General features: G+C 73.7%; 26 protein-coding genes. 4 read left to right on the plus strand and 22 right to left on the minus strand.

Features of this window, described 5'->3' with window-relative positions; all coding sequences use genetic code 11:
* Positions 1–32: 32 nt before the first annotated feature.
* Positions 33–959 (minus strand): 1,4-dihydroxy-2-naphthoyl-CoA synthase, encoded by a 927-nt coding sequence (locus BJP25_RS24820; protein WP_075977386.1) that lies wholly within the window; start codon positions 957–959, stop codon positions 33–35.
* 109 nt (positions 960–1,068) lie between these two features.
* Here BJP25_RS24820 and BJP25_RS24825 point away from each other — a divergent pair, with 109 nt between their 5' ends.
* Positions 1,069–2,349 carry a hypothetical protein gene (locus tag BJP25_RS24825; protein WP_075977387.1) on the plus strand — a complete coding sequence of 427 codons (1,281 nt, stop codon included), beginning with the start codon at positions 1,069–1,071 and terminating at the stop codon, positions 2,347–2,349.
* Between the two features lie 474 nt (positions 2,350–2,823).
* Positions 2,824–4,512: a 2-succinyl-5-enolpyruvyl-6-hydroxy-3-cyclohexene-1-carboxylic-acid synthase gene (menD, locus tag BJP25_RS24830; RefSeq protein ID WP_075977388.1), complete on the plus strand. Its 1,689-nt coding sequence runs from the start codon at positions 2,824–2,826 to the stop codon at positions 4,510–4,512.
* A gap of 47 nt (positions 4,513–4,559) precedes the next feature.
* Here the strand turns inward: menD and BJP25_RS24835 are convergent, their stop codons facing one another.
* From BJP25_RS24835 to BJP25_RS24865, 7 genes are all read right to left on the minus strand, one after another.
* A complete protein-coding gene (locus tag BJP25_RS24835) occupies positions 4,560–4,991 on the minus strand; it encodes a hypothetical protein (protein WP_075977389.1) in 432 nt (143 codons plus the stop codon).
* 1 nt (position 4,992) lies between these two features.
* Entirely contained in the window at positions 4,993–5,952 is a 960-nt protein-coding gene (locus BJP25_RS24840) for a WXG100 family type VII secretion target (RefSeq protein ID WP_075977390.1), read from the minus strand.
* Positions 5,952–6,287 (minus strand): type VII secretion target, encoded by a 336-nt coding sequence (locus BJP25_RS24845; RefSeq protein WP_075977391.1) that lies wholly within the window; start codon positions 6,285–6,287, stop codon positions 5,952–5,954. Before BJP25_RS24845 ends, BJP25_RS24840 begins: the two co-directional genes overlap by 1 nt.
* Before the next feature lie 93 nt (positions 6,288–6,380).
* Positions 6,381–7,484 carry an L-cysteine desulfhydrase Cds1 gene (gene cds1 / locus BJP25_RS24850; protein WP_075977392.1) on the minus strand — a complete coding sequence of 368 codons (1,104 nt, stop codon included), beginning with the start codon at positions 7,482–7,484 and terminating at the stop codon, positions 6,381–6,383.
* Between the two features lies 1 nt (position 7,485).
* Positions 7,486–7,839, minus strand: a complete 354-nt coding sequence (locus BJP25_RS24855) for a DUF1304 domain-containing protein (protein WP_075977393.1) — start codon at positions 7,837–7,839, stop codon at positions 7,486–7,488.
* 94 nt (positions 7,840–7,933) lie between these two features.
* Positions 7,934–8,203, minus strand: a complete 270-nt coding sequence (locus BJP25_RS24860) for a DUF4229 domain-containing protein (protein ID WP_084794461.1) — start codon at positions 8,201–8,203, stop codon at positions 7,934–7,936.
* Positions 8,204–8,213: 10 nt separating this feature from the next.
* A complete protein-coding gene (locus tag BJP25_RS24865; protein ID WP_075977395.1) occupies positions 8,214–8,690 on the minus strand; it encodes an Lrp/AsnC family transcriptional regulator in 477 nt (158 codons plus the stop codon).
* A 202-nt stretch (positions 8,691–8,892) separates the two neighbouring features.
* On the opposite strand from BJP25_RS24865, the gene BJP25_RS24870 reads away from it, so the two are divergent.
* Both BJP25_RS24870 and BJP25_RS24875 read left to right on the plus strand, forming a co-directional pair.
* The gene (locus BJP25_RS24870; RefSeq protein ID WP_075977396.1) at positions 8,893–9,102 is read left to right on the plus strand and encodes a BldC family transcriptional regulator; all 210 of its coding nucleotides are present in this window, start codon (positions 8,893–8,895) and stop codon (positions 9,100–9,102) included.
* A 79-nt stretch (positions 9,103–9,181) separates the two neighbouring features.
* Complete coding sequence (locus tag BJP25_RS24875) at positions 9,182–9,388, plus strand: hypothetical protein (RefSeq protein WP_075977397.1); 207 nt, start codon at positions 9,182–9,184, stop codon at positions 9,386–9,388.
* A gap of 491 nt (positions 9,389–9,879) precedes the next feature.
* Here BJP25_RS24875 and BJP25_RS24880 read toward each other — a convergent pair whose 3' ends face one another.
* The 14 genes from BJP25_RS24880 to BJP25_RS24950 all read right to left on the minus strand — a co-directional run bounded on the left by BJP25_RS24880 (position 9,880) and on the right by BJP25_RS24950 (position 23,594).
* Entirely contained in the window at positions 9,880–11,274 is a 1,395-nt protein-coding gene (locus BJP25_RS24880; protein WP_233158239.1) for a MinD/ParA family ATP-binding protein, read from the minus strand.
* A 117-nt stretch (positions 11,275–11,391) separates the two neighbouring features.
* Positions 11,392–12,351, minus strand: coding sequence for a c-type cytochrome biogenesis protein CcsB (ccsB, locus tag BJP25_RS24885; protein ID WP_075977398.1), 960 nt, complete (start codon positions 12,349–12,351; stop codon positions 11,392–11,394).
* Complete coding sequence (gene resB / locus BJP25_RS24890; RefSeq protein WP_143219329.1) at positions 12,351–13,844, minus strand: cytochrome c biogenesis protein ResB; 1,494 nt, start codon at positions 13,842–13,844, stop codon at positions 12,351–12,353. Before resB ends, ccsB begins: the two co-directional genes overlap by 1 nt.
* A 47-nt stretch (positions 13,845–13,891) precedes the next feature.
* The gene (locus BJP25_RS24895) at positions 13,892–14,662 is read right to left on the minus strand and encodes a cytochrome c biogenesis CcdA family protein (protein WP_075977399.1); all 771 of its coding nucleotides are present in this window, start codon (positions 14,660–14,662) and stop codon (positions 13,892–13,894) included.
* Positions 14,663–14,849: 187 nt separating this feature from the next.
* Entirely contained in the window at positions 14,850–15,425 is a 576-nt protein-coding gene (locus tag BJP25_RS24900) for a TlpA disulfide reductase family protein (RefSeq protein ID WP_075977400.1), read from the minus strand.
* Between the two features lies 1 nt (position 15,426).
* Positions 15,427–16,056 (minus strand): histidine phosphatase family protein, encoded by a 630-nt coding sequence (locus BJP25_RS24905; protein WP_075977401.1) that lies wholly within the window; start codon positions 16,054–16,056, stop codon positions 15,427–15,429.
* On the minus strand, positions 16,053–17,387 hold the full coding sequence (gene hemL / locus BJP25_RS24910) for a glutamate-1-semialdehyde 2,1-aminomutase (protein WP_075977402.1): 1,335 nt from the start codon (positions 17,385–17,387) through the stop codon (positions 16,053–16,055). The genes BJP25_RS24905 and hemL overlap by 4 nt, the downstream gene beginning before the upstream one ends.
* 37 nt (positions 17,388–17,424) lie before the next feature.
* Positions 17,425–17,721 carry a hypothetical protein gene (locus tag BJP25_RS34350; protein WP_075977820.1) on the minus strand — a complete coding sequence of 99 codons (297 nt, stop codon included), beginning with the start codon at positions 17,719–17,721 and terminating at the stop codon, positions 17,425–17,427.
* Positions 17,722–18,773: 1,052 nt separating this feature from the next.
* Positions 18,774–19,283 (minus strand): hypothetical protein, encoded by a 510-nt coding sequence (locus BJP25_RS36340; RefSeq protein WP_075977404.1) that lies wholly within the window; start codon positions 19,281–19,283, stop codon positions 18,774–18,776.
* A 17-nt stretch (positions 19,284–19,300) separates the two neighbouring features.
* On the minus strand, positions 19,301–19,801 hold the full coding sequence (locus tag BJP25_RS24930) for a hypothetical protein (RefSeq protein ID WP_143219286.1): 501 nt from the start codon (positions 19,799–19,801) through the stop codon (positions 19,301–19,303).
* A 55-nt stretch (positions 19,802–19,856) separates the two neighbouring features.
* Complete coding sequence (locus BJP25_RS24935) at positions 19,857–20,297, minus strand: hypothetical protein (protein WP_075977406.1); 441 nt, start codon at positions 20,295–20,297, stop codon at positions 19,857–19,859.
* The gene (locus tag BJP25_RS24940) at positions 20,294–20,812 is read right to left on the minus strand and encodes a hypothetical protein (RefSeq protein ID WP_075977407.1); all 519 of its coding nucleotides are present in this window, start codon (positions 20,810–20,812) and stop codon (positions 20,294–20,296) included. Before BJP25_RS24940 ends, BJP25_RS24935 begins: the two co-directional genes overlap by 4 nt.
* Positions 20,813–20,850: 38 nt before the next feature.
* Positions 20,851–21,828: a porphobilinogen synthase gene (gene hemB, locus BJP25_RS24945; RefSeq protein ID WP_075977408.1), complete on the minus strand. Its 978-nt coding sequence runs from the start codon at positions 21,826–21,828 to the stop codon at positions 20,851–20,853.
* 233 nt (positions 21,829–22,061) lie between these two features.
* Complete coding sequence (locus tag BJP25_RS24950; RefSeq protein WP_075977409.1) at positions 22,062–23,594, minus strand: bifunctional uroporphyrinogen-III C-methyltransferase/uroporphyrinogen-III synthase; 1,533 nt, start codon at positions 23,592–23,594, stop codon at positions 22,062–22,064.
* Between the last annotated feature and the right edge of the window lie 8 nt (positions 23,595–23,602).

The following is a 23,602-nucleotide window of genomic DNA, read 5'->3' on the forward strand; positions in this document are numbered from 1 at the left end:
GGTCGATCCTGCCGGCCCCCGGGGCCGGTGGCTCAGTAGTAGTAGGGGAAGCGCGACCAGTCCGGGTCCCGCTTCTCCAGGAACGAGTCCCGGCCCTCCACCGCCTCGTCGGTCATGTAGGCCAGGCGCGTCGTCTCGCCCGCGAACACCTGCTGGCCGACCAGGCCGTCGTCGATGGCGTTGAAGGCGAACTTGAGCATCCGCTGCGCGGTCGGGGACTTGCCGCAGACCTCCCGCGCCCACTGCACCGCGGTCGCCTCCAGCTCCGCGTGCGGGACGGCCTGGTTGACCGCGCCCATGGCCACCATGTCCTCTGCGGTGTAGGTGCGGCCCAGGAAGAAGATCTCCCTGGCGAACTTCTGCCCGACCTGCCTGGCCAGGTAGGCCGAGCCGAAGCCGCCGTCGAAGCTGCCCACGTCGGCGTCGGTCTGCTTGAACCGGGCGTGCTCGGCGCTGGCCAGGGTGAGGTCGCAGGTGACGTGCAGGCTGTGCCCGCCGCCCGCCGCCCAGCCGGGCACCACGGCGATGACGACCTTGGGCATGAACCGGATGAGCCGCTGCACCTCCAGGATGTGCAGGCGGCCCGCGCGCGCCGGGTCGACGGTCTCGGCCGTCTCGCCGCTGGCGTACTGGTAGCCCGTGCGGCCCCGGATGCGCTGGTCGCCACCGGAGCAGAAGGCCCAGCCGCCGTCGCGGGGGGACGGGCCGTTGCCGGTGAGCAGCACGCAGCCCACGTCGGAGCTCATCCGCGCGTGGTCGAGGGCGCGGTAGAGCTCGTCGACGGTGTGCGGGCGGAAGGCGTTGCGCACCTCGGGGCGGTCGAAGGCGATGCGCACCGCGCCGACGTCGGTGGCGCGGTGGTAGGTGATGTCGGTGAAGTCGAAGCCGGGCACCTCGGTCCACTGGGCCGGGTCGAACAGCTCGGACACGCTTCGGCGGGGAACGTCCTGGTCAGCCACGGCACCGAGGATGCCGCAGGGCGCCCCCGCCGCGCGCGCCGGGGGCGGTCGGGACCGGGGTGTGGACAACCGTTCGCGGTGGGGGCGGGGGGCGTGCCAAGCTGAACCGGTGCACGACCTGGACTCGGCGCTGGACGTCATCCGCGCGCGGGACGACACCGCGGCGAAGCACGCGCACGCGCTCTGGCACGTGATGCGGGCCACCGCCGCGCACCCGACCAAGGTCACCCGCTACGACGTGCAGCAGATGGTGTGGCGGACGCTGCCCGGCGCGCACGTGCGCCCCGGCGGCGACGGCGCGTTCGAGGACCTGCACGGCACCTGCGACGCCTTCGCCGAGCTGCTGCACCTGCTCGGCCACGAGCGCTACGCCGAGGTGTGCCGCTCCCCGGTCACCCACCGCATCCTGGACGCGGCGGGCGACCCGGTCCGCTACCCGGAGCTGGTCGCGCGGGCCTGGGCGGAGTCCGGCGTGCAGCCCCCCGACACCCCGGTGCTCACCTGGTCCGACCAGGGCGGCCCGGTGGAGACCGCCCTGCACGCCGCCTGCGGCAGGCTGCTGGAGGAGGCGGTCGAGGCGGGCACGCTGCCCGCCGACGGCTCCGGCGAGCCGATGCGCGTCGGCCTGGTCATGCGCCTGCTCACCAGCCCGGAGGCCGAGGGCGAGGAGACCTGGTTCGCCCGCCTGCTCGACGAGCGCCTCGACGCCTGGATCCCCGGCCGGGGCAGCCAGACCCGCCGCGAGATGCTGGTCCGCCTGCGCCCCGAGGTCCGCCGCGCCCCCGAGACCACCGAGGACCGCCTCCCCGCCCTGCTCGTGCTCCTGGAGTCCTGCCGGGGCGCGGGCGCCCGCCTCACCGCCAGCGGCTACCTGCCCACCGCCCTGGTCGCCTCCCTGGCCGCCGCCATGCCCGCCTGCCGCGCCACCACCACCGCGGGCCGCAGCGAGTCCCACTGGCCCCCGGTCGCCCTGCTGCGCACCCTCGCGGAGTCCATGCACCTGGTGGAGCGCACCGCGGGCAGGCTCAGGACCACCGACCAGGGCACCTGCCTCATCGACGACGCCGATTCCCTCCTGATGACCGTCGGCGAGCGCCTCATCACCGCCGACCGCACCATCCCCGGCCCCGCCGCCGAAGCGGTCCTGGCCGCCCTGCTCCTGGAAGACCGCATGGCCCCCGCCCGCATCACCGAGAAGGTCGGCCACGTCCTGTCCGAAGAGGGCCTCCCCGGCGACCCCCGCCTGCACACCACCACCTTCCTCACCCACCTCCGCGTCCTCGACGCCACCGACGCCGACGCCACCGCCCGCCGCGTCGGCCTCACCCCCGCGGGCCGCGCTCTGGCCCGCTGGTCCCTGCGCGCCCGAGTCCTCTTCCCCACCCGCTGACCACACCCCCCACCCCCGCCCTCACCACCCACCCAAGGCCGCACCCGCCCCCACCCCGCCCTCGGCTTCCCCAGCGCAACCCCCCGCAGAACCGGCGGCCCGGCGACCCAGGTGCTCGATGGGGTGGTTGTGCTTGGTCGGGGGAGGCGATCATGTGCTACCCAACGGGACGGGCGGGCGTCTTTCCAGCCCGCCTTTTCCCAGCCCGCAGCGCATGATCGCCGTAGGGGCCCCGACCAAGCGCAACCACCGCATCGAGCCGCCCCCCGAATCCCGGGAAGATCGGGCGAAGCCCGATGCCCTAAAGCACTCCCGGCACCGAAGATCCCCCGCCCTCCCGCCTCCGGAGCCGAAGGCGAGCCGACCACACACCCCAACCCAGGGGTCGGCGCGCACCACCACCCGCCCCAGGCGTTAGCTGGTGGGCAGCACCCCGCACCCCACACCGAGGCGGGGGCCGAGAGGAGCGCCAGGGTGAACCCGTCCACGGCGATGGCCACGGTGGTGGTCGACGAGCTGGTGCGCAACGACGTGCGTCAGGTGGTCGTCTGCCCGGGTTCGCGCAACGCGGCGTTGAGCCTGGCCCTGCACGAGGCGGCGCTGGCGGGGCGGCTGACGCTGCACGTGCGGGTCGACGAGCGGGCAGCGGCGTTCCTCGCCCTGGGGTTGAGCCGCGCGTCGGGGCGGCCGTCGGCGGTGGTGTGCACGTCCGGCACCGCGGTGGCGAACCTGCACCCGGCGGTGCTGGAGGCGCACCACTCGGGGGTGGGGGTGCTGCTCATCACCGCCGACCGGCCGCCGGAGCTGCACGGCAGCGGCGCGAACCAGACCATCGACCAGCGCGGGATCTTCGGCAGCGCGGCGGTGGCCGTGGACTTCCCGGTGGCGGAGCGGCGGCCGGGGCAGAACCCGGTGTGGCGCGGGTTGGTGTGCCGGGGGGTCGCGCGGGCGGAGACCGGCATCCCGGTGCAGCTCAACGTCCCGTTCCGGGAGCCGCTGGTGCCCTCCTTCGGCGAGGCGTGGCCGGACTCGCTGGACGGGCGGCCCGGCGGGGTGCGGTGGACGACGTTCTCGGCCCCCCGGTCCATCCCGGACAACCGGGTGGACTTCCCGCTGCCCGCGCGCGTGGTGGTGGTCGTGGGCAGCGGTGACCCGAACCGGGCGGCGGCCGCGGCGCGGATCGCCGCGCGGGCGGGGTGGCCGGTGATCGCGGAGCCGGTGGGGGCGCGGGCGGCGCTGGCGGGCGGGGTGCCGGTGGTGCGGGGCGGGCCGCTGCTGCTGGGCAGCGGGCAGCTGCCCGGGGCGCTGCGCCCGGACGCCGTCGTGGTGGTGGGCAGGCCGACGCTGTCGCGCGGGGTGCGCGGGCTGATGGACCGGGTGGCGGTCTACGGGATCGGTGACCACCCGCAGTGGACGGACCCGCAGTACGTGGCCCAGCACGTGCGCGGGTGGCTGGACGAGGACGACCTGCGCTGGGTGTCGGAGCCGGACCCGGGGTGGCTGCCCGCGTGGCGGGAGGCCGAGCGCGCGGCCACGCTGGCGGTGGAGAAGCTGCTCGGGGACGAGGAGTGGCCCACCGGCCTGCACCTGGCCCGCGACCTGGTGGACGGCCTGCCCGCGGGTGCCGCGCTGGTGCTGGGCTCGTCCAACCCGGTCCGGGACGTCGACCTGGTGGCCGCGCACCGGGCGGACGTCACCGTGCACGCGAACCGGGGGGTGGCGGGCATCGACGGCAACCTGTCCACGGCCGCGGGCGTGGCCCTGGCGGGCGGGGCCCCCACCTACGCGCTGATGGGCGACCTGACGTTCCTGCACGACCTCAACGCGCTGCTGATCGGCCCCGAGGAGCAGCGCCCCGACCTGTGCGCGGTCGTCCTCAACGACGACGGGGGCGGCATCTTCTCGCTGCTGGAGCAGGGCGCCGCCGAGCACAGGGCCGGTTTCGAGCGCGTCTTCGGCACCCCCACCGGCGCCGACCTGCGCTCCCTCTGCGCGGGCTTCGGCGTCCCGCACCAGCTCATCACCACCCCCGCCGCCCTGCGCGCCGCCCTCGACCCCCAGCCCGGCCTGCGCGTGCTGGAGGTCCGCGCCTCCCGCGACCGCCTCCGGGACCTGCACGCCCGCCTCAAGGCCGCCGTCGCCGAGGCCATCACCCCGGGCTGACCGGAGCACCCCCGCGGGCCGGGCCCGCGGGGGTGCCGCCCGGGTGGTCAGCGCTTGCGGAGGATCGGGCCGCCGAAGTCGTCGGGGTTGTCGTCCTCCGGGGGGATGCCTGCGGCGATGACCTCGGTGAGGGGGTGGCCCTCCTGCAGGAGGGTGTAGGCCTGGCGGAGCTGGGGGACGCCGGCTTCCAGGGCCTCGCGGACGCCGGGTTCGGCGGCGGAGCGGCCGGAGAGGATGTCGCGCCAGCTCAGCTCGCCCGCGTCGATGCGGGCTTGCAGCGCCCGTTCGGCGGGGGTGGCGCCGGGGGCGCGGTGGTGGGCGGCGATCTGCTCGATGTCGCGGTCGGTGACGGTGGTCTCGGGGAGGGCGGCGACGCGGGCGTCGGCCTCGGCGATGGTGGTGTCGAGGGTGGCCAGGGCGAGGTCCAACTCGGCCTCGGCGGCGCGGATCCGGAGGGTCTTCCAGTCGTCCTGGGCCATGTCAGGCACCCGCCCCGACGGGCTGGCGGTCGCCCTGGGCGCTGCTGGAGCCACTGGAGCCCTGGGAGCCGCTGGAGCCCTGGTCGTCGGCGGGCGGCGGGGCGTTGTGGGCGGCGCGCTCGGCCCGGTACTCGGCGTGGTGCTCGCGGGCGCTGCGCCCGGCGGTGCGGGCGTCGGCGGCGCCGTCCTTGGCGCCTGCGGCGCCTTCCTTGACCTGGCCCGCGCCGTCGGTGATGTCGCCGCGGGCGTCGTTGAGGTCGTTGCCGACGTTGATGGCGTCGTTGACGCTGCGGACGTCCTTGATGCGGCTGATGGCGCTGCCCGCGTCGCGCACGCCCTGGACCACCGAGGTGCAGCCCTCGATGATCGACTTGATGCCGTCGATGATGGACACCACGGCGTTGTAGATCTCCAGGGCGTCGTAGACGGTCTTGACCGCCTTGCCCCAGCCCACCACCGGGATCGGCAGCAGGGCGATGGCCTCCAGCAGCTTGTTGACCAGCTTGCGGATCAGGTCCAGGGCCTTCTCGCAGGCCCGCTTCGACGCCTCGGCCACCTTCTCGAACGCCGCACCCACGAGCGTGGCGGCCTGCGCGTCGGCCTCGATCGCGACCGTCCACACCGTCCGGACGCGCAGCGCGAACGCGTCGGCGGCGGCGCCGTCCCAGCGCGGGGCCAGCTCGTCGAGGCCGCCGTTGAGGTTGTCGCGCACGGCCTGCAGGGCGTCGCAGACGTTGGCCCACTGCTTGCCGGTGGTGGAGACCTTCTCGAAGTCGCCGGTGATCGGGGCGATGATCGAGCTGACCAGGTCCTCCCCGACGACCTTCTCCCAGATCCAGTTCACGACCTGGACCTGCACGCCCGCGTCCGCGATGGCGTCGCTGGTGCTCAGCGCGCCGTCGAGGTTCTCGGTGGCGCTCAGCGCGGCGACCGGGTCCGCGACGTCGGCGTAGCCCGCCATCACCGACCACCCACCGTCGGGATCGACCGGACGGTCTCGACGCCGCCGATGCGCGCGGCACCGGTCGCGTCGGCCTTGTCGTAGGCGTCGGCGGCGCCCTCCAGGGAGTGCTGGAGCCCGACCATCCGGTCGTGCCCGAACTCCAGGGCCTGCGCGTAGAGCGCCACGGCGCCGTCCACGACCGGCACCAGCAGCTCCAGCAGCCCGGTGAACCCGCTGGTGTCCCCGCCCGCCGTGCGCGCGTGGCCCTCGATGGCCGAGAGGTGGCCCGCGTTGCGCTCCAACAAGCCCGCGTACCCGCGCAACTGGTCGGTCTCGACGTGGAACTGGCTCATCGGGGCTCCCTGCTGTGGCCTTGCCTGACCCCGGGGTTGACGGCGGGCGGGCTCAGCGGGTTCCGCGGCCCGGCAGGGGTTTTCCTCTGCGAATCACGTCCCGGGAGGGTTCAACCACTGCCCCGTGCGCAGGAAGTCGCGCACGAAGGCCAGGTAGGGCTCGATGTCGATCCCGTTGGCCGCCAGCCAGCCGTCGTCGTAGTAGGTGTGGGAGTAGCGCTCGCCGCCGTCGCAGAGCAGGGTCACCACGCTGCCCTCGCGCCCGGCGGCCACCATCTCGGCGACGATCTCGAACGCGCCCCACAGGTTCGTCCCGGTGGACCCGCCGACGCGGCGGCCCAGCACCTGCTCGACGACCCGGATCACCGCCACCGACGCCGCGTCGGGCACCTTGACCATCCGGTCGACGACCTGGCCCTGGAACGACGGCTCCACCCGCGGCCGCCCGATGCCCTCGATCCGCGAGCCGCAGGTGCCGGTGAGGTCGGGGCGGGTGTCGCGCCAGGCGTCGAAGAACACCGAGTTCTCCGGGTCCACCACGGCCAGCCGGGTGCGGTGGCGCTGGTAGCGCAGGTAGCGGCCGATGGTGGCGCTGGTGCCGCCGGTGCCCGCGCCGACGACGACCCAGGCGGGCTCGGGGTGCGGCTCCAGCGCCATCTGCTCGAAGATCGACTCGGCGATGTTGTTGTTGCCGCGCCAGTCGGTCGCCCGCTCGGCGTTGGTGAACTGGTCGAGGAAGTGCCCGCCCAACTCCTCGGCCAGCCGGTGCGACTCGGCGTAGATCTCCCCGGGGGAGTCGGTGAAGTGGCAGCGGCCGCCCTGGTGCTCGATGAGCCGCACCTTCTCCGGGCTGGTGGTGCGCGGCATCACGGCGATGAACGGCAGGCCGAGCATCCGCGCGAAGTACGCCTCGGAGACCGCGGTCGAGCCCGAGGACGCCTCGATCACCGGCGTGCCCTCGACGATCCAGCCGTTGCACAGCGCGTAGAGGAACAGCGAGCGCGCAAGTCTGTGCTTTAGCGAACCGGTGGGGTGGGTCGACTCGTCCTTCAGGTAAAGCCGGACTTTCCACTCCGATGGCAAGGGGAAGGGGAGCAGGTGGGTGTCGGCGCTGCGGTTGGCGTCGGCCTGGATGACCCGCAGGGCGTCGTTGACCCACTCGCGGGTGGTGTCGCAGCAGCGGTCGAGGGCGGTCACCTCAGCCCCCGACCAGCGTGGCGACCAGGGCCAGCGCGGCGGGCACCGCCTGCACGAGCAGGATGCGCCGCGACACCGTGGCCGCCCCGTACAGGCCCGCCACGACCACGCACACCAGGAAGAACACCCGGAACTCGAACGAGCCGGTGACCAGGCCGTACACCAGCCCGGCGACCAGGAACCCGTTGTAGAGCCCCTGGTTGGCCGCGAGCACCGCGGTCTGCTCGGCGTACTCGGGCGTGGTGCCGAACGCCGCCCGCCCCCGCGGCGTCTTCCACAGCGCCATCTCCAGGACGACGATGTAGACGTGGATGAGGGCCACCAAGCCCACCAGGACCAAGCCCACTACCTGCACGGATGCCTCCAACCGACGGTTGCGGGCACCCTATCCGGGCCGTGTCGGCACCCTGGACAGGTGGTTCGGCCCTGTCCCGGCGCCCGGCCGGGGGCTACTCCGCTTCGCCGCGCAGTTCCGAGCGCAGGCGCTGCCGCTCGGCGTCGCGGCCCGCGCCGCGCTCGGCCAGCCCGGCGGTCACCCGCTGGTTCAGCCCGCGGAACAGCAGCAGCCCCAGCGGGAAGCCGACGACGAGCGCGACGGCCAGGCTCACCAGCAGCGGGATGTCGAACTGCACCAGCACGAGCGCGACCACCGCGACCAGGGCGACCCTGGCCAGCGTGTACAGCGCGATGTCGCGCCCGAGGTGCCTCCGCTGCTCCACGACCGCCAGGTTACTCGCCCGCCCCGGCCGCCGGGCCGTCGACGTAGGAGGTGTTGGGCCTGCCCTCGAACCGGGTGGAGAGCACGACGGTGGAGCGGGTGCGCGCCACGCCGTTGATGCGGCGCAGCCTGCCCAGCGAGCGCTCCAGGTCGTCGACGGTGGCGACCCGCACCTTCACCACGAACGCCTCGTCGCCCGCCACCCGGTAGCAGCTCTCCACCTCGGGCAGCCCGGCCAGCGCGTCGGCCACGTCCTCGTCGTCGGCGGTGTCGGTGGGGTGGATGCTGACCAGCGCCGTCACCCCGAGCCCGACCGCGCTGGGGTCGACGACGGCGTGGTAGCCGGTGATCACCCCGGACGACTCCAGCTTGCCCACCCGCTCGTGCACCGCCGAGGCCGACAGCCCCACCTGCCTGCCCAGGTCGGCGTAGGTGACGCGGCCGTTGGTGCGCAGTGCCGCGATGATGCGGCGGTCCACGGTGTCCACGGTCGAGCAGCGTAGTGAGGCCCGCCGGTGATCGGGTCGGGAGCCGGTTGTGCCCGAATCACACCGGTTTGTCCCTTACTACCTCTTTACCATCACCCAACCGTTCGAGTACCCGATGGTCGAAGTGCCACGATGGTCCCGGTTCGGTCCCGGCTCCCACCGGAACCCCTCCACCACAGTTGTAGCTCATGAGGAGGCGGAAATGACCGTTGCGCACGTCGGAGAGCGCCTGTTGACCCCCGGTGAGGTCGCGGCCCTGTTCCGGGTCGACCCCAAGACCGTGACCCGCTGGGCGACCGCGGGCCGCATCGGCTCGATCCGCACCCCGGGCGGCCACCGCCGCTTCCGCGAGTCCGAGGTCCGCACCCTGCTCGCGGAGCTCACCACCGAGGCCAGCGGCCTGGGCGCCTGACCCGCGGTACCGGATCGAGACCCGCGAAAGCGACAATCGGGCTAACCTCGACAACCCGAGGGTTCGGAGGTGGCTTTCGATGATCTACCTGCTGGCAGCCGTCGGCGCCGTCACGGTGGCCGTGCTGCTCTGGCGGGCGCTGGGCCCACAGCCCCCCGCGGGCGTCGCCCAGCGCCGCTCGTCGTCCCCGGTGGCCCCGGACGACGACCCCGAGTTCCTCCGCGGCCTGAACAAGTACCGCCCGGGCCCGGACACCGGGGACGAGGGCAAGCCCCCCGCCCCCTGACGGGCTGACGGGGCTGACGGAGCCGCCACCCGCTGCCGCCTGACCCTGCCAGGCAGGCAGCCCCCGCCCGGACGCAGGCGCACCATCCCCGCGTCCGGGCCCGTTGCCGGGGCCCTTGCTCCCGCTCAGTTCCCGGGACGCCCGCCGCTCAGCTTCCGCACCTGACCCCGGCGCTCGCGCGTCCACGCCCCGCTTCGGCACATCGCGCATCCACGCCTCGCCTGGGCACCTCGCGCCCACGCCCCATCTGGGGGCACATCGCGCGTCCACACCCCAGCCTCGGCACCTCGCGCCCACGCCCTGTCTGGGCACATCGTGTCCACGCCTCGCCTGGGCACACCACAGCCCCAGGCTCCCACGCCCCGGCCCTGCCCGCGGAAATCCATCCACAGGCCCAGGGGGACCCCCGATTTCCATTTTCCCAGGTCAGGGTGAGCGGTGGGGAAATCCATCCACAGGCCGGGCGGGAAGCAGGCCGGGCCGCGGTGGGGTCAGCGGAGGCGGTGGTGCTCGTTGGGGAAGTCGTCGGCGACGGTGGCGGCCATGTCGAGCAGGGCGAGGCGGGTGGCGGGTTGGAGGCGTTCGAGCTCGATCTCGGCGCCCTCTTCGAGGTGGGGGTCGAAGGGGATGCGGCAGACGGCGCGGCAGCGGGCGGCGAAGTGCTGGCCGAGCTTGTCGAGGTCGACGGAGCCGGACTTGGGGCGCACGGAGTTGATGACGGCGACGGAGCGGGCGACGAGGTCGCGGTAGCCGTGGGCGTCGAGCCAGTCGAGGGTGGCCGAGGCGCTGCGGGCGCCGTCGACGGAGCCGCTGGAGACGATGACGAGGGAGTCGGCGAGGTCGAGGACGCCCTTCATGGCCGAGTGCAGCATGCCGGTGCCGCAGTCGGTGAGCACGATGTTGTAGAAGTGCTCCAGCAGGGCGACGGTGCGCCGGTAGTCGTCCTCGCTGAAGGCCTCGGAGACGGCCGGGTCCTGCTCGGAGGCCAGCACCTCCAGCCTGCTGGGGCCCTGGGAGGTGTAGGCGCGGATGTCGCTGTAGCGGCGGATGCGGCTGGCGTCGCGCAGCAGGTGGCGGACGGTGGCGGTGGTCTCCAGCGGGATCTTCTGGCTGAGCGTGCCGCGGTCGGGGTTGGCGTCGACGGCGATGACGCGGTCGCCGCGCAGCGAGGAGTAGGTGGAGCCCAGGGTGGTCGTGGTGGTGGTCTTGCCGACCCCGCCCTTGAGGCTGAGCATCGCGATCTTGTAGCAGCCGCGCAGCGGCTGGTTGACCCGGGCGATCAGCTCGCGGCGGTGCTTGTCCGCCGGGCTCTCGCCGACGTTGATCAGGTGCCCGGAGGCGACGTAGACGGCCTTGCGCCAGCCCGACTGCGGGGCGCGCTTGGTCTGCTTGAGCAGCCGCGCCGAGGTCAGCTCGTCGCTCTGCGAGGGCGCCAGCGGCGGGACGCCCGCGGGGTAGCCGGGCGGGGGCACCGGGGCGCCGGGCTGCGGGTACCCGGGCTGGTAGCCGAGGGGCTGCGGGCCGGACGGGGTGGGGTCGGCGTAGGGCACGCCGCCGTAGGGCGCCTGCTGCGGAGCCCCCATCGGCACCGGCTGCGGCCCGAGCTGGCCGGGGCCCGGCACGTGGTGCGGGCCGGAGGCACCGGGGACGTGGTGCGGGCCGGACCCGCCGGGCACCTGGTGCGGGCCGGAGGCGTCGGGGTAGTTGGTGTGGTCGGTGCTGCCGTCGTCGGTCAGCGGGTCGTCGGCCGGTTCGGCGGCGCCCGCGCGCTCGGCCAGCTCGGGCGCGGGCCCGAAGTCGCGGGTGGCGTCGTCGGCCGCGTGCGCGGCCCCGCCGGTGGCCCCCGGTCCCCAGGCCAGCTCGGACTCTTCGTGGCGTCCAGTCACCCCTGCGACCCCTCCTGCGTGGTGTGCGAGCGGTCCCGCCGAACCCTCGACCGCGACGGTAGTCGCTCACCGCCCCGCGCACCGAAACGGGGGTTGTCGACTACTGCGTCAAATCGGTCACGACGCGTACGAGTGCAGGCCCGAGATCACCAGGTTGATGAAGAACAGGTTGAACACGATGACCGCGAACCCGACGGAGTTGACCACCGCGGCCCGGGTGCCGCGCCAGCCGGCGGTGGCCCGGGAGTGCAGGTACCCGGCGTAGATCACCCAGGCGACGAAGGCGACGGTCTCCTTGGGGTCCCAGCCCCAGAACCGGCCCCAGGCGGCCTCGGCCCAGATGGCGCCGCAGATGATGCCGAAGGTGTAGACCGGGAAGGCGAAGATCGTGGTGCGGTAGGCCAGCCGGTCGAGCTCGTCGGCGGGGGCGAGCTTGGGGCCGAGCTTGGCGAAGCGGGCCGGGTTGGCCTCGTGCGCGGACTTGACCAGGTAGAGCAGGCTGACCACGCCGGGCACCAGGAACAGCCCGCTGGAGACGATCGCGGCGGAGACGTGCACGACCAGCCAGTAGGAGCGCAGCGCGGGCTGGACGGGGGCGGCCTCGGTGTAGAGGACGGTGCCGCCGAGGAACATCAGGATGACGACCGGGGTGAGCACGAACACGCCCATCCGGCGGACGTCGAACTTGCGCATGAGCACGAGCCAGGCGGCGACGGCGATGAACATCGTCGCGGCGCCGTACTCGTACATGTTGCCCCAGGGCGCGCGGCCGGTGGCGACCCCGCGCAGGACCAGCGAGGACAGGTGCAGCAGGGCGCCGAGCACGGTGAGGGCGACGGCGACGCGGCCGGAGCGCTCGGCCCGGTCGGGCCCGGGGGCCTGCTCGATGCGGCCGTACTTGGGCGCCTCGGCCACCTCGGGGCCGCCCGCGCCGACGAGCACGGCGGCCTCGGAGCGCTTCGCGGTGCGGGTGAACGCCTGCTCGACCGCGTACCCGATCATGGCGAAGACGTAGATGAGCGTGGCGGCGCGGAAGCACCAGTCGCTGTAGGTCGCCAGGGTCTCGTTGACCGGCATCAGGCACCCTTCCTGGGATCGAGCAGCCCGGTGGCCACCCGGCTGAACTCCTCGCCGTACCCCGCCTGGTCGGTGCGGGCGAGCCCACCGACCGACACCACGGTACGACCCCCCTCGCCCGGTGTCGCGCGCACCCACAGCCTGCGCCGCTTGACGAGCAGCGACAGGCCGAGCCCGAGGAACATCGTGACGGCGAACGCGAGCACCCACACCTGCGCGGGGTCGTGCGAGACCTGGAGGTACACCCACCGCTTCACGCCGTCGAAGCTGACCGTGGTGCCGTCGTCGAGGCGCAGCGACTGGCCGATGGTCAGGTTCTCCCTGGCCACGCGGGTGAGCCTGCCCTGGTCGACGAGGGACTGGTCGATCTCGAAGATGGACTGCCCGCGGCCGGAGTCGATGCCCAGGTCGCCGCGCATGACGTCCACGGCGACGGCCGGGTCCTTCAGCTCGGGGTAGCTGGAGGTGAGCAGCGTCCCGTCGTACTGGGCGGTGGGGGCGAACAGGCCGGTGACGGCGATCTGGCCCTTGCGCCGCTGCTCGGAGTCGGTGATGCCGGGCGGGTCGAACTTGGTGGCCCCCTGCGACAGCAGCGTCAGGTTGTCGACGGTGCGCCACTGGATCGACTGGGTGCGCTTCTCGCCGTTGGGGAAGGTGACGGTGAAGATCGGCGCGTAGCCGTGGCCGAGCAGGTAGACCCGGTCGCCGACCACGCGCAGCGGGCTGTTGACCTGGAGCTGGTAGGGCCGCCAGGTGCCGGTCTCCAGGTCGGCGCCCGCCTGGTAGTCCATGCCCGCGGTGAACTGGTCGGCCTGGCCGTTGGGGAAGTAGTCGACGGTGAAGTCGTTGACCCGCACGCAGAACGGGTCGAGGTCGGTGCCGTCGACGCGCAGGCCGGGGCGGAAGGTGTCGTAGCCGGCGGTGCCGGAGTTGCAGAACTCCGAGCCGTCGGCCAGCACGATGACCTGGCCCTCGTAGTTGAACATCTTGCCGATGGCCAGCGCGACGATCAGGCCGAGCATGGCGAAGTGGAAGACGAGGTTGCCCAGCTCGCGGACGTAGCCCTTCTCGGCGCTGAGCGTGCGCGCCCCGCCCTCCTCCTCCCGCACGACCGTCCGCCAGCCCTTGAGCCGGGTCTGGGCGGCGGCGATCACCTCGTCGGGGCCCGCGGCGGTGTCGCCGCTGCCGTGGTGGGGCATCCGGGCGAGGTTGCGCGGGGTCAGCACGGGCTTGGCCCGCAGCGCCTTGGCGTACTCGACGGTCCTGGGCACCAGGCAGCCGACGAGCGAGATGAACAGCATCAGGTAGATCGCGGAGAACCAGACGCTGGCGTAGACGTCGAAGAACTGGAGCCGGTCGAGCAGCGTCCCCCACCAGCCGTGCGCGGCGATGTAGTCGGCGGTGCGCGGCGGGTTGAGGCTGCGCTGGGGCAGCAGGGCCCCGGGCAGCGCCGCGAGGGCGAGCAGGAACAGCAGGACCAGCGCGGTCCGCATGGAGGTCAGGCCGCGCCAGGTGTTGCGCAGGAACGCGACGGCGGCGCTCACAGCGACGGGGTGAAGTCGGAGACGACGCCGTTGCGCAGCCAGGCCACCAGGTCGCCCCACAACCCGGTCACCAGCAGCACCCCGACGACCAGCAGCATGGCCCCGCCGAACAGTTGCACGGCCCGCCCGTGCTCGCGGAACCACGTCGTCGTCCGCAGCGCCCACCGCGCCCCCATGGCGATGAGCAGGAACGGCACCCCGAGCCCGATGCAGTAGACGACCACCAGCAGCAGCCCCCGCGCGGCCGTCCCCCCGGTCGCCGCCGCCAGCGACAGCACCCCGGCCAGGGTCGGCCCCAGGCAGGGCGTCCACCCCAGCCCGAAGATCCCCCCGAGCACGGGCGCCCCCAGCAACCCGATCCGCGGCACCCCGTGGAACCGCACGTCCTTCTGCAGCTTGGGCACCAACCCGATGAACACCAGCGCCATCGCGATGGTGACCACCCCGCCGATCCGCTGGAGCAGGTCCTGCCGCTCCCACAGCGAGTCGGCCAACCACACGAACGTCCCCACCCCCGCCGAGAAGACGACGGTGAACCCCAGCACGAACAGCGCCACGGCCCCCACCACCCGCCGCCGCCCCGCCTTGACCCCCTCCTGGGCGTCCACAGCGGGCGCCTCGGCCCCCACCAGCGCGGCGAGGTACGCCAGGTACCCCGGCACCAGCGGCACCACGCACGGCGAAGCGAACGACACCACCCCGGCGAGCAGCGCCACACCACCCGCGACGATCAGCGGCCCGGTGGTCGCGAGCTGGAAGGGATCCACGAACCCAGCGTAAGGAACGCCCGTCAACCCCCCGTCAACCCCTCACCCCCAGGCGGTCCAGCTCACACCCCGGACCGGGCATGCCGCCCCCCACCCAGCCGGGCTCTTCTCCCAAATCCGGCGCTCTTCTCACAACCGGCCGAAGGCAGGTGCCCCGACAGGAAGCACCCAACTCTTCCTGCGAGAGCTACTCAGCCACCAGCTTGTCCAGTTCGCCGGTCAGATCAGAGGCCAGCAGGTCGCGCATGTAGGCGGCTGCCACGCGGCCCTGCTTGTCGATGAGGAACGTGGCGGGGACCACCGCGCGGGGGTAGCCCTTGAGGGCCAGGAGGGTGCGGCCCGGGGGGTCGAAGATGGACGGGTAGGTCAGCCGGCGGTCGGTGACGAAGTCCTGGGGGGCTTGGCGGTCGTTGTCGCGGAAGTTGATGCCGAGGACCTGGACCCCCTTGGGGCCGTAGGTCTCCTGGACGTTCTCCAGTTCGGGGGCCTCGGTGCGGCAGGGGCCGCACCACTGGCCCCAGACGTTGAGGACGACGACCTTGCCGCGGTAGTCGGAGAGGGCGATCTGCTTGTCGGGGTCCATGAGGCTGGGGCCCGCGACCTGGGCGAGGGGTTTGCGGTCGGGTTCGGCGTAGGTGATGTCGGTCTTGCCGCCGGGGGAGACGAAGACGAACTCGGTGTCGTTGGCGACGGCGCCCTTCTCCGCGGAGCAGGCGGTGAGGGCGAGCAGCAGGGCGAGCGGGGCGGCGAGCTTGCGCAGCACGTCAGGCCCCGGTGTTCTTGGGGTCGCTGTGGCCGGCCGGTTCGCTGTAGCGCAGGCCGATGAGCTGTTCGTCCTCGAAGACCAGGGAGGTCAAGGAGGCCAGGGAGCACTGGCGGTGGGAGGGGTTGTGCCAGAGGCGCTTGCCCTCCAGGTAGCGGCGGATCGTCCACACGGGCAGCTGGTGGGAGACGCAGACGGCCTCGTGGCCCTCGGCGGCGGCGCGGGCGCGGTGCACGGCGGCGAGCATGCGGTGGGCGACCTCCAGGTAGGGCTCGCCCCAGGAGGGGGTGAACGGGTCGCGCAGGTGGGGCCAGTTCTTGGGCCTGCGCAGGGCGCCGTCGCCGACGGAGACCTTCTGGCCCTCGAAGACGTTCGCCGACTCGATGAGGCGGTCGTCGGTGGCGACCTCCAGGCGGTGCGATGCGGCGATGGGGGCGGCGGTCTCCTGGGCGCGCAGCAGCGGGGAGGCCACGACGTGCACGACGTCGTGGTCGCGCAGGTGCTCGGCGACGGTGAGGGCCTGGCGCTTGCCGGTCTCGGAGAGGCGGAAGTGCGGCAGCCTGCCGTAGAGGATGCCGGACGGGTTGTGGACCTCGCCGTGGCGCAGCAGGTGGACGGTGGTCTGGGTCACGCGGGCTCCTCGGCGGCGGCGGCCGCGGCGGCGGCCGGGGTGAGGGCGGCGGCGATGCGCTCGAACGCGTCGTCGTCCAGGGCGGCGTTGACGAACCACGCCTCGAACGCGCTCGGCGGGGCGTAGACGCCGTGGTCGAGCAGGGCGTGGAAGAACGGGGGGAAGCGCCAGGTCTGGGCGGCCTTGGCGCCCGCGTAGTCGACCACCGGGTCCTCGGTGAAGAACACGCTGACCAGGTTGCCCGCGAACTGCACCCGGTGCGGCACGGACGCGGCGGTCAGCGCCGAGGTGAACAGCTCGCCCAGCCGGGCGGCGTTGGCGTCGAGCGCGGCGTAGACGGAGTCGTCGGCGGCGCGCAGGGTGGCCAGGCCCGCGGCGACGGCCACCGGGTTCCCCGACAGCGTGCCCGCCTGGTAGACCGGGCCCGCGGGGGCGAGCCGGGCCATGACGTCCGCCCGCCCGCCGAAGGCCGCGGCGGGCAGCCCGCCGGACATGACCTTGCCGAAGGTGTAGAGGTCGCCCGCCACCCCGTCGAGGCCGTACCAGCCCGCCCCGGACACCCGGAACCCGGTCATGACCTCGTCCATGATGAGCAGCGCGCCGTGCGCGGCGGTGACCTCGCGCAGCCCGGCGTTGAACCCCTCGACGGGGGCGATGGCACCCATGTTGCCCGCCGCCGCCTCGGTGATGACGGCGGCGATGGTGTCGCCGTGCTCGGCGAACACCGCCCGCACGGCGTCGAGGTCGTTGTAGGGCAGCACGAGGGTGTCCTCGGCCTGCGCGCCGGTGACCCCGGGCGTGGTGGGCAGCCCCAGCGTGGCCACCCCCGACCCGGCCTCGGCCAGCAGCGCGTCGACGTGCCCGTGGTAGCAGCCCGCGAACTTCACGATCCGCGAGCGCCCGGTGAACCCGCGGGCGAGCCGGATGGCGCTCATCGTGGCCTCGGTGCCGGAGTTGACCAGCCGCACCCGCTGCACCGGCCGCACCCGCCGGATGATCTCCTCGGCGAGGTCGACCTCCCCGGCCGTCGGCGTGCCGAAGCTCAGCCCCTCCCCGGCGGTCCGCCGCACCGCCTCGACCACCTCGGGGTGCGCGTGCCCCAGCACCATCGGCCCCCACGACGACACCAGGTCCACGTACCGGTTGTCGTCGACGTCCCACAGGTACGCCCCGGCCCCCCGGGTCATGAACCGCGGCGTCCCCCCGACCGCCGAGAACGCCCGCACCGGTGAGTTCACCCCACCGGGCGTGACCCCCTTGGCGCGCTCGAACAACTCCGCCGAACTGCGGACGTGGGCCTGGACGTCGGACTCGTGGGCATCTGCGGTCACCTGCCCAGTGTCCCAAACCTGCCCCGAGTGGCAGCGCTCACGCCGCCCCCGGCCTGGTCCGCACCGCCAGCACCGCCTGCCGCACCGCGTCCACCAGCACCAACCCCGCCAGCGCCGCGGCCCCCACCGCCCCCGCCACCCACGGCCCGTCGAACCCGTGGAACAGCAGGTCAGGCCGCCCCTCGACCGGCGAGCTCAACGGCGTCCCCCGGTCCCACAACCACCACGCCACCACCCCGAGCCCGACCACCACCAACGCCTCGACCCCCGCGACAACCCCCCGCCACGGCTGGTGGGGCGCGGTCTCCGGCTCAGGCCAGGCGAGGTGGCTCATACCCCCAGCCTCCCACGCCCCCGGCGTCCCCAGCACCCCCGCCCGCCTACCCCCTGCGCCCGACCCACTCCCCCACGTCCACCCGCAGCAGCAGCACGACCACCACCATCCACACGACCACCAGGGCACCCCCCGCCACCGGCGCGAACCCCCCGCTCACCGCGTTGGCAGCAGCAGGCGCGCACAACGCCCCCAACAACGCCGCCCCCACAGCGGTGGCCCGAGCCCACCCCCGCCCCTCCCACAGCGGGAACGCCACCCCAGCCCCCACCAGAGCCGAAAGCGCGGCCCCCAACCCCAACACCCCGAGCGACCGACTCGCGAACACCAACAACACCGCGGTGATCCCCGCAGCGACGACCACCCCACCACAGGCCCCACCCACCGCCCCCGGCCTGCGCCGCACGGGAACAGCAACCACCTCACGCAACTCCGTCACGCCCGTTATGTATGCCCAACCCCCACCCGTGTTACTGGATGGCGTCGAGATCACCGCACCACCCCCGCCAGCCAAAACACCCCCGCCACCGCCCATGCACCCGCCCGCCCCGAATGCACGAGCACCACCGTCCACACCCGACTCAACTCGCACCCCCCTCACCCCTCCCCCGCCCCCCTCGCACCCCCATGCCCCGTGGCGAAGCCCATCCCTCAAGCCGTCGTTCGGCCAACCCCACTCCCACCCCGCAACCCACCGCGCCCAGCCCCACCAAACCCCCGGCAAACCCATGCCCCGTGGCGAAGCCCATCCCTAAAAGCCGTCGTCTGGCCAGCCCCACGCCCACCCCGCAACCCACCGCGCCCAGCTCTACCAACAGGCCCGGCAAACCCAACACCGCTCAACTGAACAAACAGTCACGGCGTTGCTCAGACCCCGGCCTGACCCAGTCCCGGCCGCTCGTAGCTCGGTGGAGGCGGTGTCCAGGGTGGGCGAAGCCCATCGCGAAGCGACGCCGAAGGCGCCCTTGACTCCGCCTCCACCGAGTTGCACACTCAGCGGCCGCGAGGACAGGCCCCCACCACGCCAAGAACCCCCGCCCCCACCGAGCACGTCACCGACGAGCGAAGTAAGGCCGAGCCTCCGCCTGCCACATCAGGTACACCGCCGTCCCCACCACGGCCACCTCGCACACGATGATCACCATGTCCACCAACCCCGCCGCCCCCGTCGCGAGCGTGTACAGCAGGTACAGCGTGTAGATCACCCCCAGCACCGTCAGCGTCGTCCGCGCCCAGTTCCGCCCCGCGCGCATCTTGAGCCCGAAGAACAGCGTCAGCGCGAGGATCAACCCCGCGAACACGCCGGTGAAGACCTGCGCCGAGGTCACCGCCGTGTCCAGCTGCGCCTCGCTCAGCGGCTGCCCCGTCGCGGTGCTGGACTCGCGCAGGACCTGGCGGAGGGCGTCGCTGCCCAGGGCGATGACGATGGCTGCGCTGAGGATCCACAGCCCCGCGTTGACGACCCACAGCACGAAGGACACCGTGACGGCCCGCGGCCGTGGGGGGTCGACGTCGGCGGGCTGCACGGGGGGCATGGGCTCGAAGCGGTCGGGGTGGGTCATGGGCAGACCGTAGGGCGTCAGCGCTTGCGGCGCTGGAGGAAGTAGGCGGTGGACTCCGGGCGGAAGAGGTAGACCACGGCGGCGACGCGGAAGGCGATGTCGGCGAGGTCCCACATGAGCACGGGCGCGGGGCCGTCGGCGGCGACGGCGAGCAGGAAGCCGGCCGCGCCCATGGCGGCGAGCACGGCGAGCGCGACGCGGGCCCAGTTGCGGCCGCCGCGGGCCAGGAAGGCCAGCAGGGCGAAGAGGCCGAGCAGGAGCAGCACGCCGACGACCGCGCCGACGACGACGGTGGCGAAGGGGATCTGCGGGGCGTCGGGCACGCCCTCGGTGATCTCGTCGAGCATCGCCTGGAGCTGGGCGCGGTCGGTGGTGAGGCGCACGACCGTGCCGACGGCGCCGATGGACGCGCCAGCGAGGGTGAGCCAGACGGCGTGGTCGACCAGCTTGGGGCGGGGTGTGCGCTCGTCCTCGCGCGCCGGGGGCGCGGACTGGTAGGGCGGCATCGGTGGGGTCACTGCTGTCGGTCCTCCCCGCCCGCCGCGGCGGCGGGCACTCCCATCACGGCACCGGTCACCGCTGCCGTCCCGCCACCACCGGTGCCAGGACCTCCAGCAGGTCGTCCGGGAAGCGGGCCCAGCCGAGCACGGTGGAGCCGTCGTCGAGCTCCAGCGGCACCGGGTGGGTCTTGCGGGGGATGGCGTACCCGCCACCCAGCGGTCTGCACACCTCGGGGGCGTCGACGTCGGTGACCCTGGCCAGGCGGGACACGGCGATGACCTCGGTGCCCTGCCGCAGGGTCTCCTCGGTCAGCTCCACGACCCGGTCGACCCGGCGGGCGCGCACCCACAGCACGGTCAGGCCGAGCAGCAGCACCGCGGCGCCCGCCCAGGCGAGCGGGTGGCTGGGCCCGGTCAGCGCCTCCCAGCCCCACCCGGCGGCGCAGAACCCGGGTCCCCACAGCAGCGGCCACCACGTCGAGCCGGGTTCGCGGTAGAGCAGCGGCGCGCTCATACCTCGTCGTCCACGGCGAAGAACGCCCGCGAGCCGGGCAGGTACAGCAGCACGACGCCGATGATGATCAGCAGGGCGGCGACGAGGCCGTAGATGGTGACGCGGCCGATGGTGTACTCGAACAGCGCGGCGAACACAGACAGCACCACCAGCAGGGTGCGGGCCTTGCGCTCGCCCCGGCGCGCGGCGTGGGCGAGCAGGGCGAAGAACGCCAGGAACATGACGCTGCCGACGAGCAGCCACCAGGACAGGCCCTTGGCGGTCTCGTGCATGTCCGGCAGGTCGCGGCCCTGGCTGCTGCGGATCTGCACCTCGGCCCACTCGTCGCGCAGGGCGAAGAACAGGACCGACCCGACCAGGCCGACCACCCCCGCGGCGAGGAACACCCAGAACGCGGCGCGCACCGGTCGGGGGGCCGGGGGCCTGCCCTCCCCGGCGGCCTCGACCTCGGCGGCGGTCGGCATCACCGGGGCCTCCCGGCGGGCGCGGTCCTCGGTGCCATCGGGCGTGCTCACGGCCCCGAGGTTACCCGCCGGTCGGTCCGCGGCGCGCCTCAGCCGCGGCGCAGCAGCCCGGCGGCCTCGGTGGCCCAGTAGGTGAGGATGACCTCGGCACCCGCGCGGCGGATGGCGGTCAGCGTCTCCATGATGGTGCGCTCGCGCTCCAGCCACCCGTTCGCCGCCGCGGCCTCGACCATCGCGTACTCGCCGGAGACCTGGTAGGCGGCCACCGGCACGTCCGACACCTCGTGCACGGCGCGGATGACGTCGAGGTAGGCCAGCGCGGGCTTGACCATCACCAGGTCGGCGCCCTCCTGCAGGTCCAGGTGCACCTCGCGCAGCGCCTCGCGGACGTTGCCGGGGTCCTGCTGGTAGGTCTTGCGGTCCCCGCGCAGCTGCGACTCCACGGCCTCGCGGAACGGCCCGAAGAACGCGGAGGCGAACTTGGCCGAGTAGGCCAGGATCCCGGTGTCGATGTGCCCCGCGGCGTCGAGCGCCTCCCGGACCACCCCGACCTGGCCGTCCATCATGCCGCTGGGCCCCACCAGGTGCGCCCCTGCGTCGGCCTGCGCCCGCGCCATGTCCGCGTACACGGCCAGCGTGGCGTCGTTGTCGACCTGCCCGTCGGCGTCCAGCACCCCGCAGTGCCCGTGGTCGGTGAACTCGTCGAGGCACAGGTCCGACATGAGCACGGTGTCGTCGCCCAGCTCGGCCCGCAGGTCCCGCAGCGCGACGTTGAGGATGCCGTCCGGGTCCACCCCGCCGGAGCCCACCGCGTCCCGCGTCTGCGGCACCCCGAAGACCATGATCCCCCCGACGCCCGCCGCCACGGCCTCGACGGCGGCCTTCCGCAGGCTGTCCCGGGTGTGCTGCACCATCCCGGGCATGCTCGCGATCGGCACCGGCTCGGTAGCGCCCTCCTTGACGAACACCGGCAACACCAACTGGTGCGGTGCCAGCACGGTCTCACCCACCATGCGGCGCAGCGCAGCAGTGCGCCGCAGGCGGCGGGGGCGGTGGTTGGGGAACATGCGGACTCCCTGCGGAAGCGGAACGGGCGGGCACCATCCGGCACCCACCCCTCCAGTGTCCCGCAACCCCGCGGCCACCGTCCCCCGCCCCGACCCCGGGTGGCGCTGGTGGGCAGGCCCAAGATCAGCAGGCCGGGACGCAGGCAGTGCCCCGGGAGACGCCGCCGCCCCCTCGTCCCACCGGGCCGGGAACGAGGCCGGGTGGGGCGAGGGGGCGGCGGGAGCGGGCTACCTCAGCGGCGGGCGCGCTTGGTCTTGCGCGGGGGCGGGAGGGCGCCTTCCGCGCGCAGCCGGGCGGCGTGCTCGGCCAGGGCGTCCACCAGCGCGGGCACGGTGGCGTGCTCGGGCTGGACGTCGACGCGCAGGCCGAACTCGCGGGCGGTCTCGGCGGTCTTGGGGCCGATGCACGCCACGAGGGTGCGGGTGTGCGGCTTGCCCGCGATGCCGACCAGGTTGCGGACGGTGGAGGACGAGGTGAAGCAGACCGCGTCGAAGCCGCCGGTCTTGATCATCTCGCGGGTGTCGGCGGGCGGGGGGGCCGCGCGGACGGTGCGGTAGGCGGTGACGTCGTCGATCTCCCAGCCGCGGTCGCGCAGGCCCGCGGCGAGGGTCTCGGTGGCGATGTCGGCGCGGGGAAGCAGGACGCGCTCCACCGGGTCGAGGATGTCGTCGTAGGGCGGGAAGTCCGCGAGCAGGCCCTCGGAGGACTGCTCGCCGGAGGGGACCAGCTCGGGGTTGATGCCGAACGAGCGGACCTTCTCCGCGGTGGCCTCGCCGACGCAGGCGATCTTGACGCCGGAGAAGGCGCGGGCGTCGAGGCCGAACTCCGCGAACTTCTCCCAGACCGCGCGCACGGCGTTGGTGGAGGTGAAGATGACCCACTGGTAGCGGCCGTCCACCAGGCCCTTGACCGAGCGCTCCATCTGCGCGGGGCTGCGCGGGGGCTCGACGGAGATGGTGGGGACCTCGCTGGGGATGGCGCCGTGCAGGTGCAGGCGCTCGCTCATCTCGCCCGCCTGGTCCTTGGTGCGCGGCACCAGCACGCGCCAGCCGTAGAGGGCCCGGGACTCCCACCACGACAGCTTGGAGCGCGCCGCGGCGGCCTGGCCGACGGTCACCACGAGGTGACCGGAGATCTCACCGGCGTCGGCGGCCAGCGAGGCCAGGGTGGTGTCGACGGTGCGCTGGCTGGTGGCGGTGCCGTCGGCGGTCACCGCGACCGGGGTCTGCGCGGCGAGCCCGTGCTCGACCAGCGAGGACGCCGCCTCGGCCAGGTGGCTGGCGGAGGCGTGCAGCACGATCGGGCCGGGCGCGGCGGCCAGCGCCGCCCAGTCGACCTCGCCGCGGACGTCGACCTCGGTGTGCCCGGAGCCGAGCGCGATGCCCGCGTAGGCGGGCACGGCGGTGGCGGGCGAGACGCCGGGGACGACGTCGAACACCGCGCTGGTGCGCGCGACCGCCTGCGCCTCGGCCACCACGGCCGAGTGGGTCAGCGGGTCGCCCGCGACCAGGCGGACGACGACGCGCCCGGCCTTGGCCTCGCCGGAGAGGTCCTTGGCGACGTCGGCGGGTTGGCCAACGGCCGGGCGCACCTCGGCGTCGGGGTTGGCCAGCGCCAGCACGGCGGAGGGCACGTCGGGGTCGGTCACCACGAGCTCGGCCCGGTCGAGCAGCTCGCGCGCCCGAACGGTCAGCAGTCCGGCGTCGCCGGGGCCGGAGCCGACGAAGGCGACTCGCCCTGGGGACTTGCGTGCACGGGTGGTCATGTCAGGCC

The organism is Actinokineospora bangkokensis, assembly GCF_001940455.1.
Classification (GTDB): Bacteria; Actinomycetota; Actinomycetes; order Mycobacteriales; family Pseudonocardiaceae; genus Actinokineospora; species Actinokineospora bangkokensis.

Bases quoted from the DNA above. Each gene is read 5' to 3' on its own strand.
- BJP25_RS24835 (WP_075977389.1), bottom strand. From the start codon at position 4,991: ATGGCCCAGGACGACTGGAAGACCCTCCGGATCCGCGCCGCCGAGGCC.
- BJP25_RS24840 (WP_075977390.1), bottom strand. From the start codon at position 5,952: ATGGCGGGCTACGCCGACGTCGCGGACCCGGTCGCCGCGCTGAGCGCC.
- BJP25_RS24845 (WP_075977391.1), bottom strand. From the start codon at position 6,287: ATGAGCCAGTTCCACGTCGAGACCGACCAGTTGCGCGGGTACGCGGGC.
- BJP25_RS24870 (WP_075977396.1), top strand. From the start codon at position 8,893: ATGACCGTTGCGCACGTCGGAGAGCGCCTGTTGACCCCCGGTGAGGTC.
- BJP25_RS24875 (WP_075977397.1), top strand. From the start codon at position 9,182: ATGATCTACCTGCTGGCAGCCGTCGGCGCCGTCACGGTGGCCGTGCTG.
- ccsB (WP_075977398.1), bottom strand. From the start codon at position 12,351: ATGCCGGTCAACGAGACCCTGGCGACCTACAGCGACTGGTGCTTCCGC.
- resB (WP_143219329.1), bottom strand. From the start codon at position 13,844: ATGCGGACCGCGCTGGTCCTGCTGTTCCTGCTCGCCCTCGCGGCGCTG.
- BJP25_RS34350 (WP_075977820.1), bottom strand. From the start codon at position 17,721: ATGAGCCACCTCGCCTGGCCTGAGCCGGAGACCGCGCCCCACCAGCCG.
- BJP25_RS36340 (WP_075977404.1), bottom strand. From the start codon at position 19,283: ATGACCCACCCCGACCGCTTCGAGCCCATGCCCCCCGTGCAGCCCGCC.
- BJP25_RS24935 (WP_075977406.1), bottom strand. From the start codon at position 20,297: ATGAGCGCGCCGCTGCTCTACCGCGAACCCGGCTCGACGTGGTGGCCG.
- hemB (WP_075977408.1), bottom strand. From the start codon at position 21,828: ATGTTCCCCAACCACCGCCCCCGCCGCCTGCGGCGCACTGCTGCGCTG.
- BJP25_RS24950 (WP_075977409.1), bottom strand. From the start codon at position 23,594: ATGACCACCCGTGCACGCAAGTCCCCAGGGCGAGTCGCCTTCGTCGGC.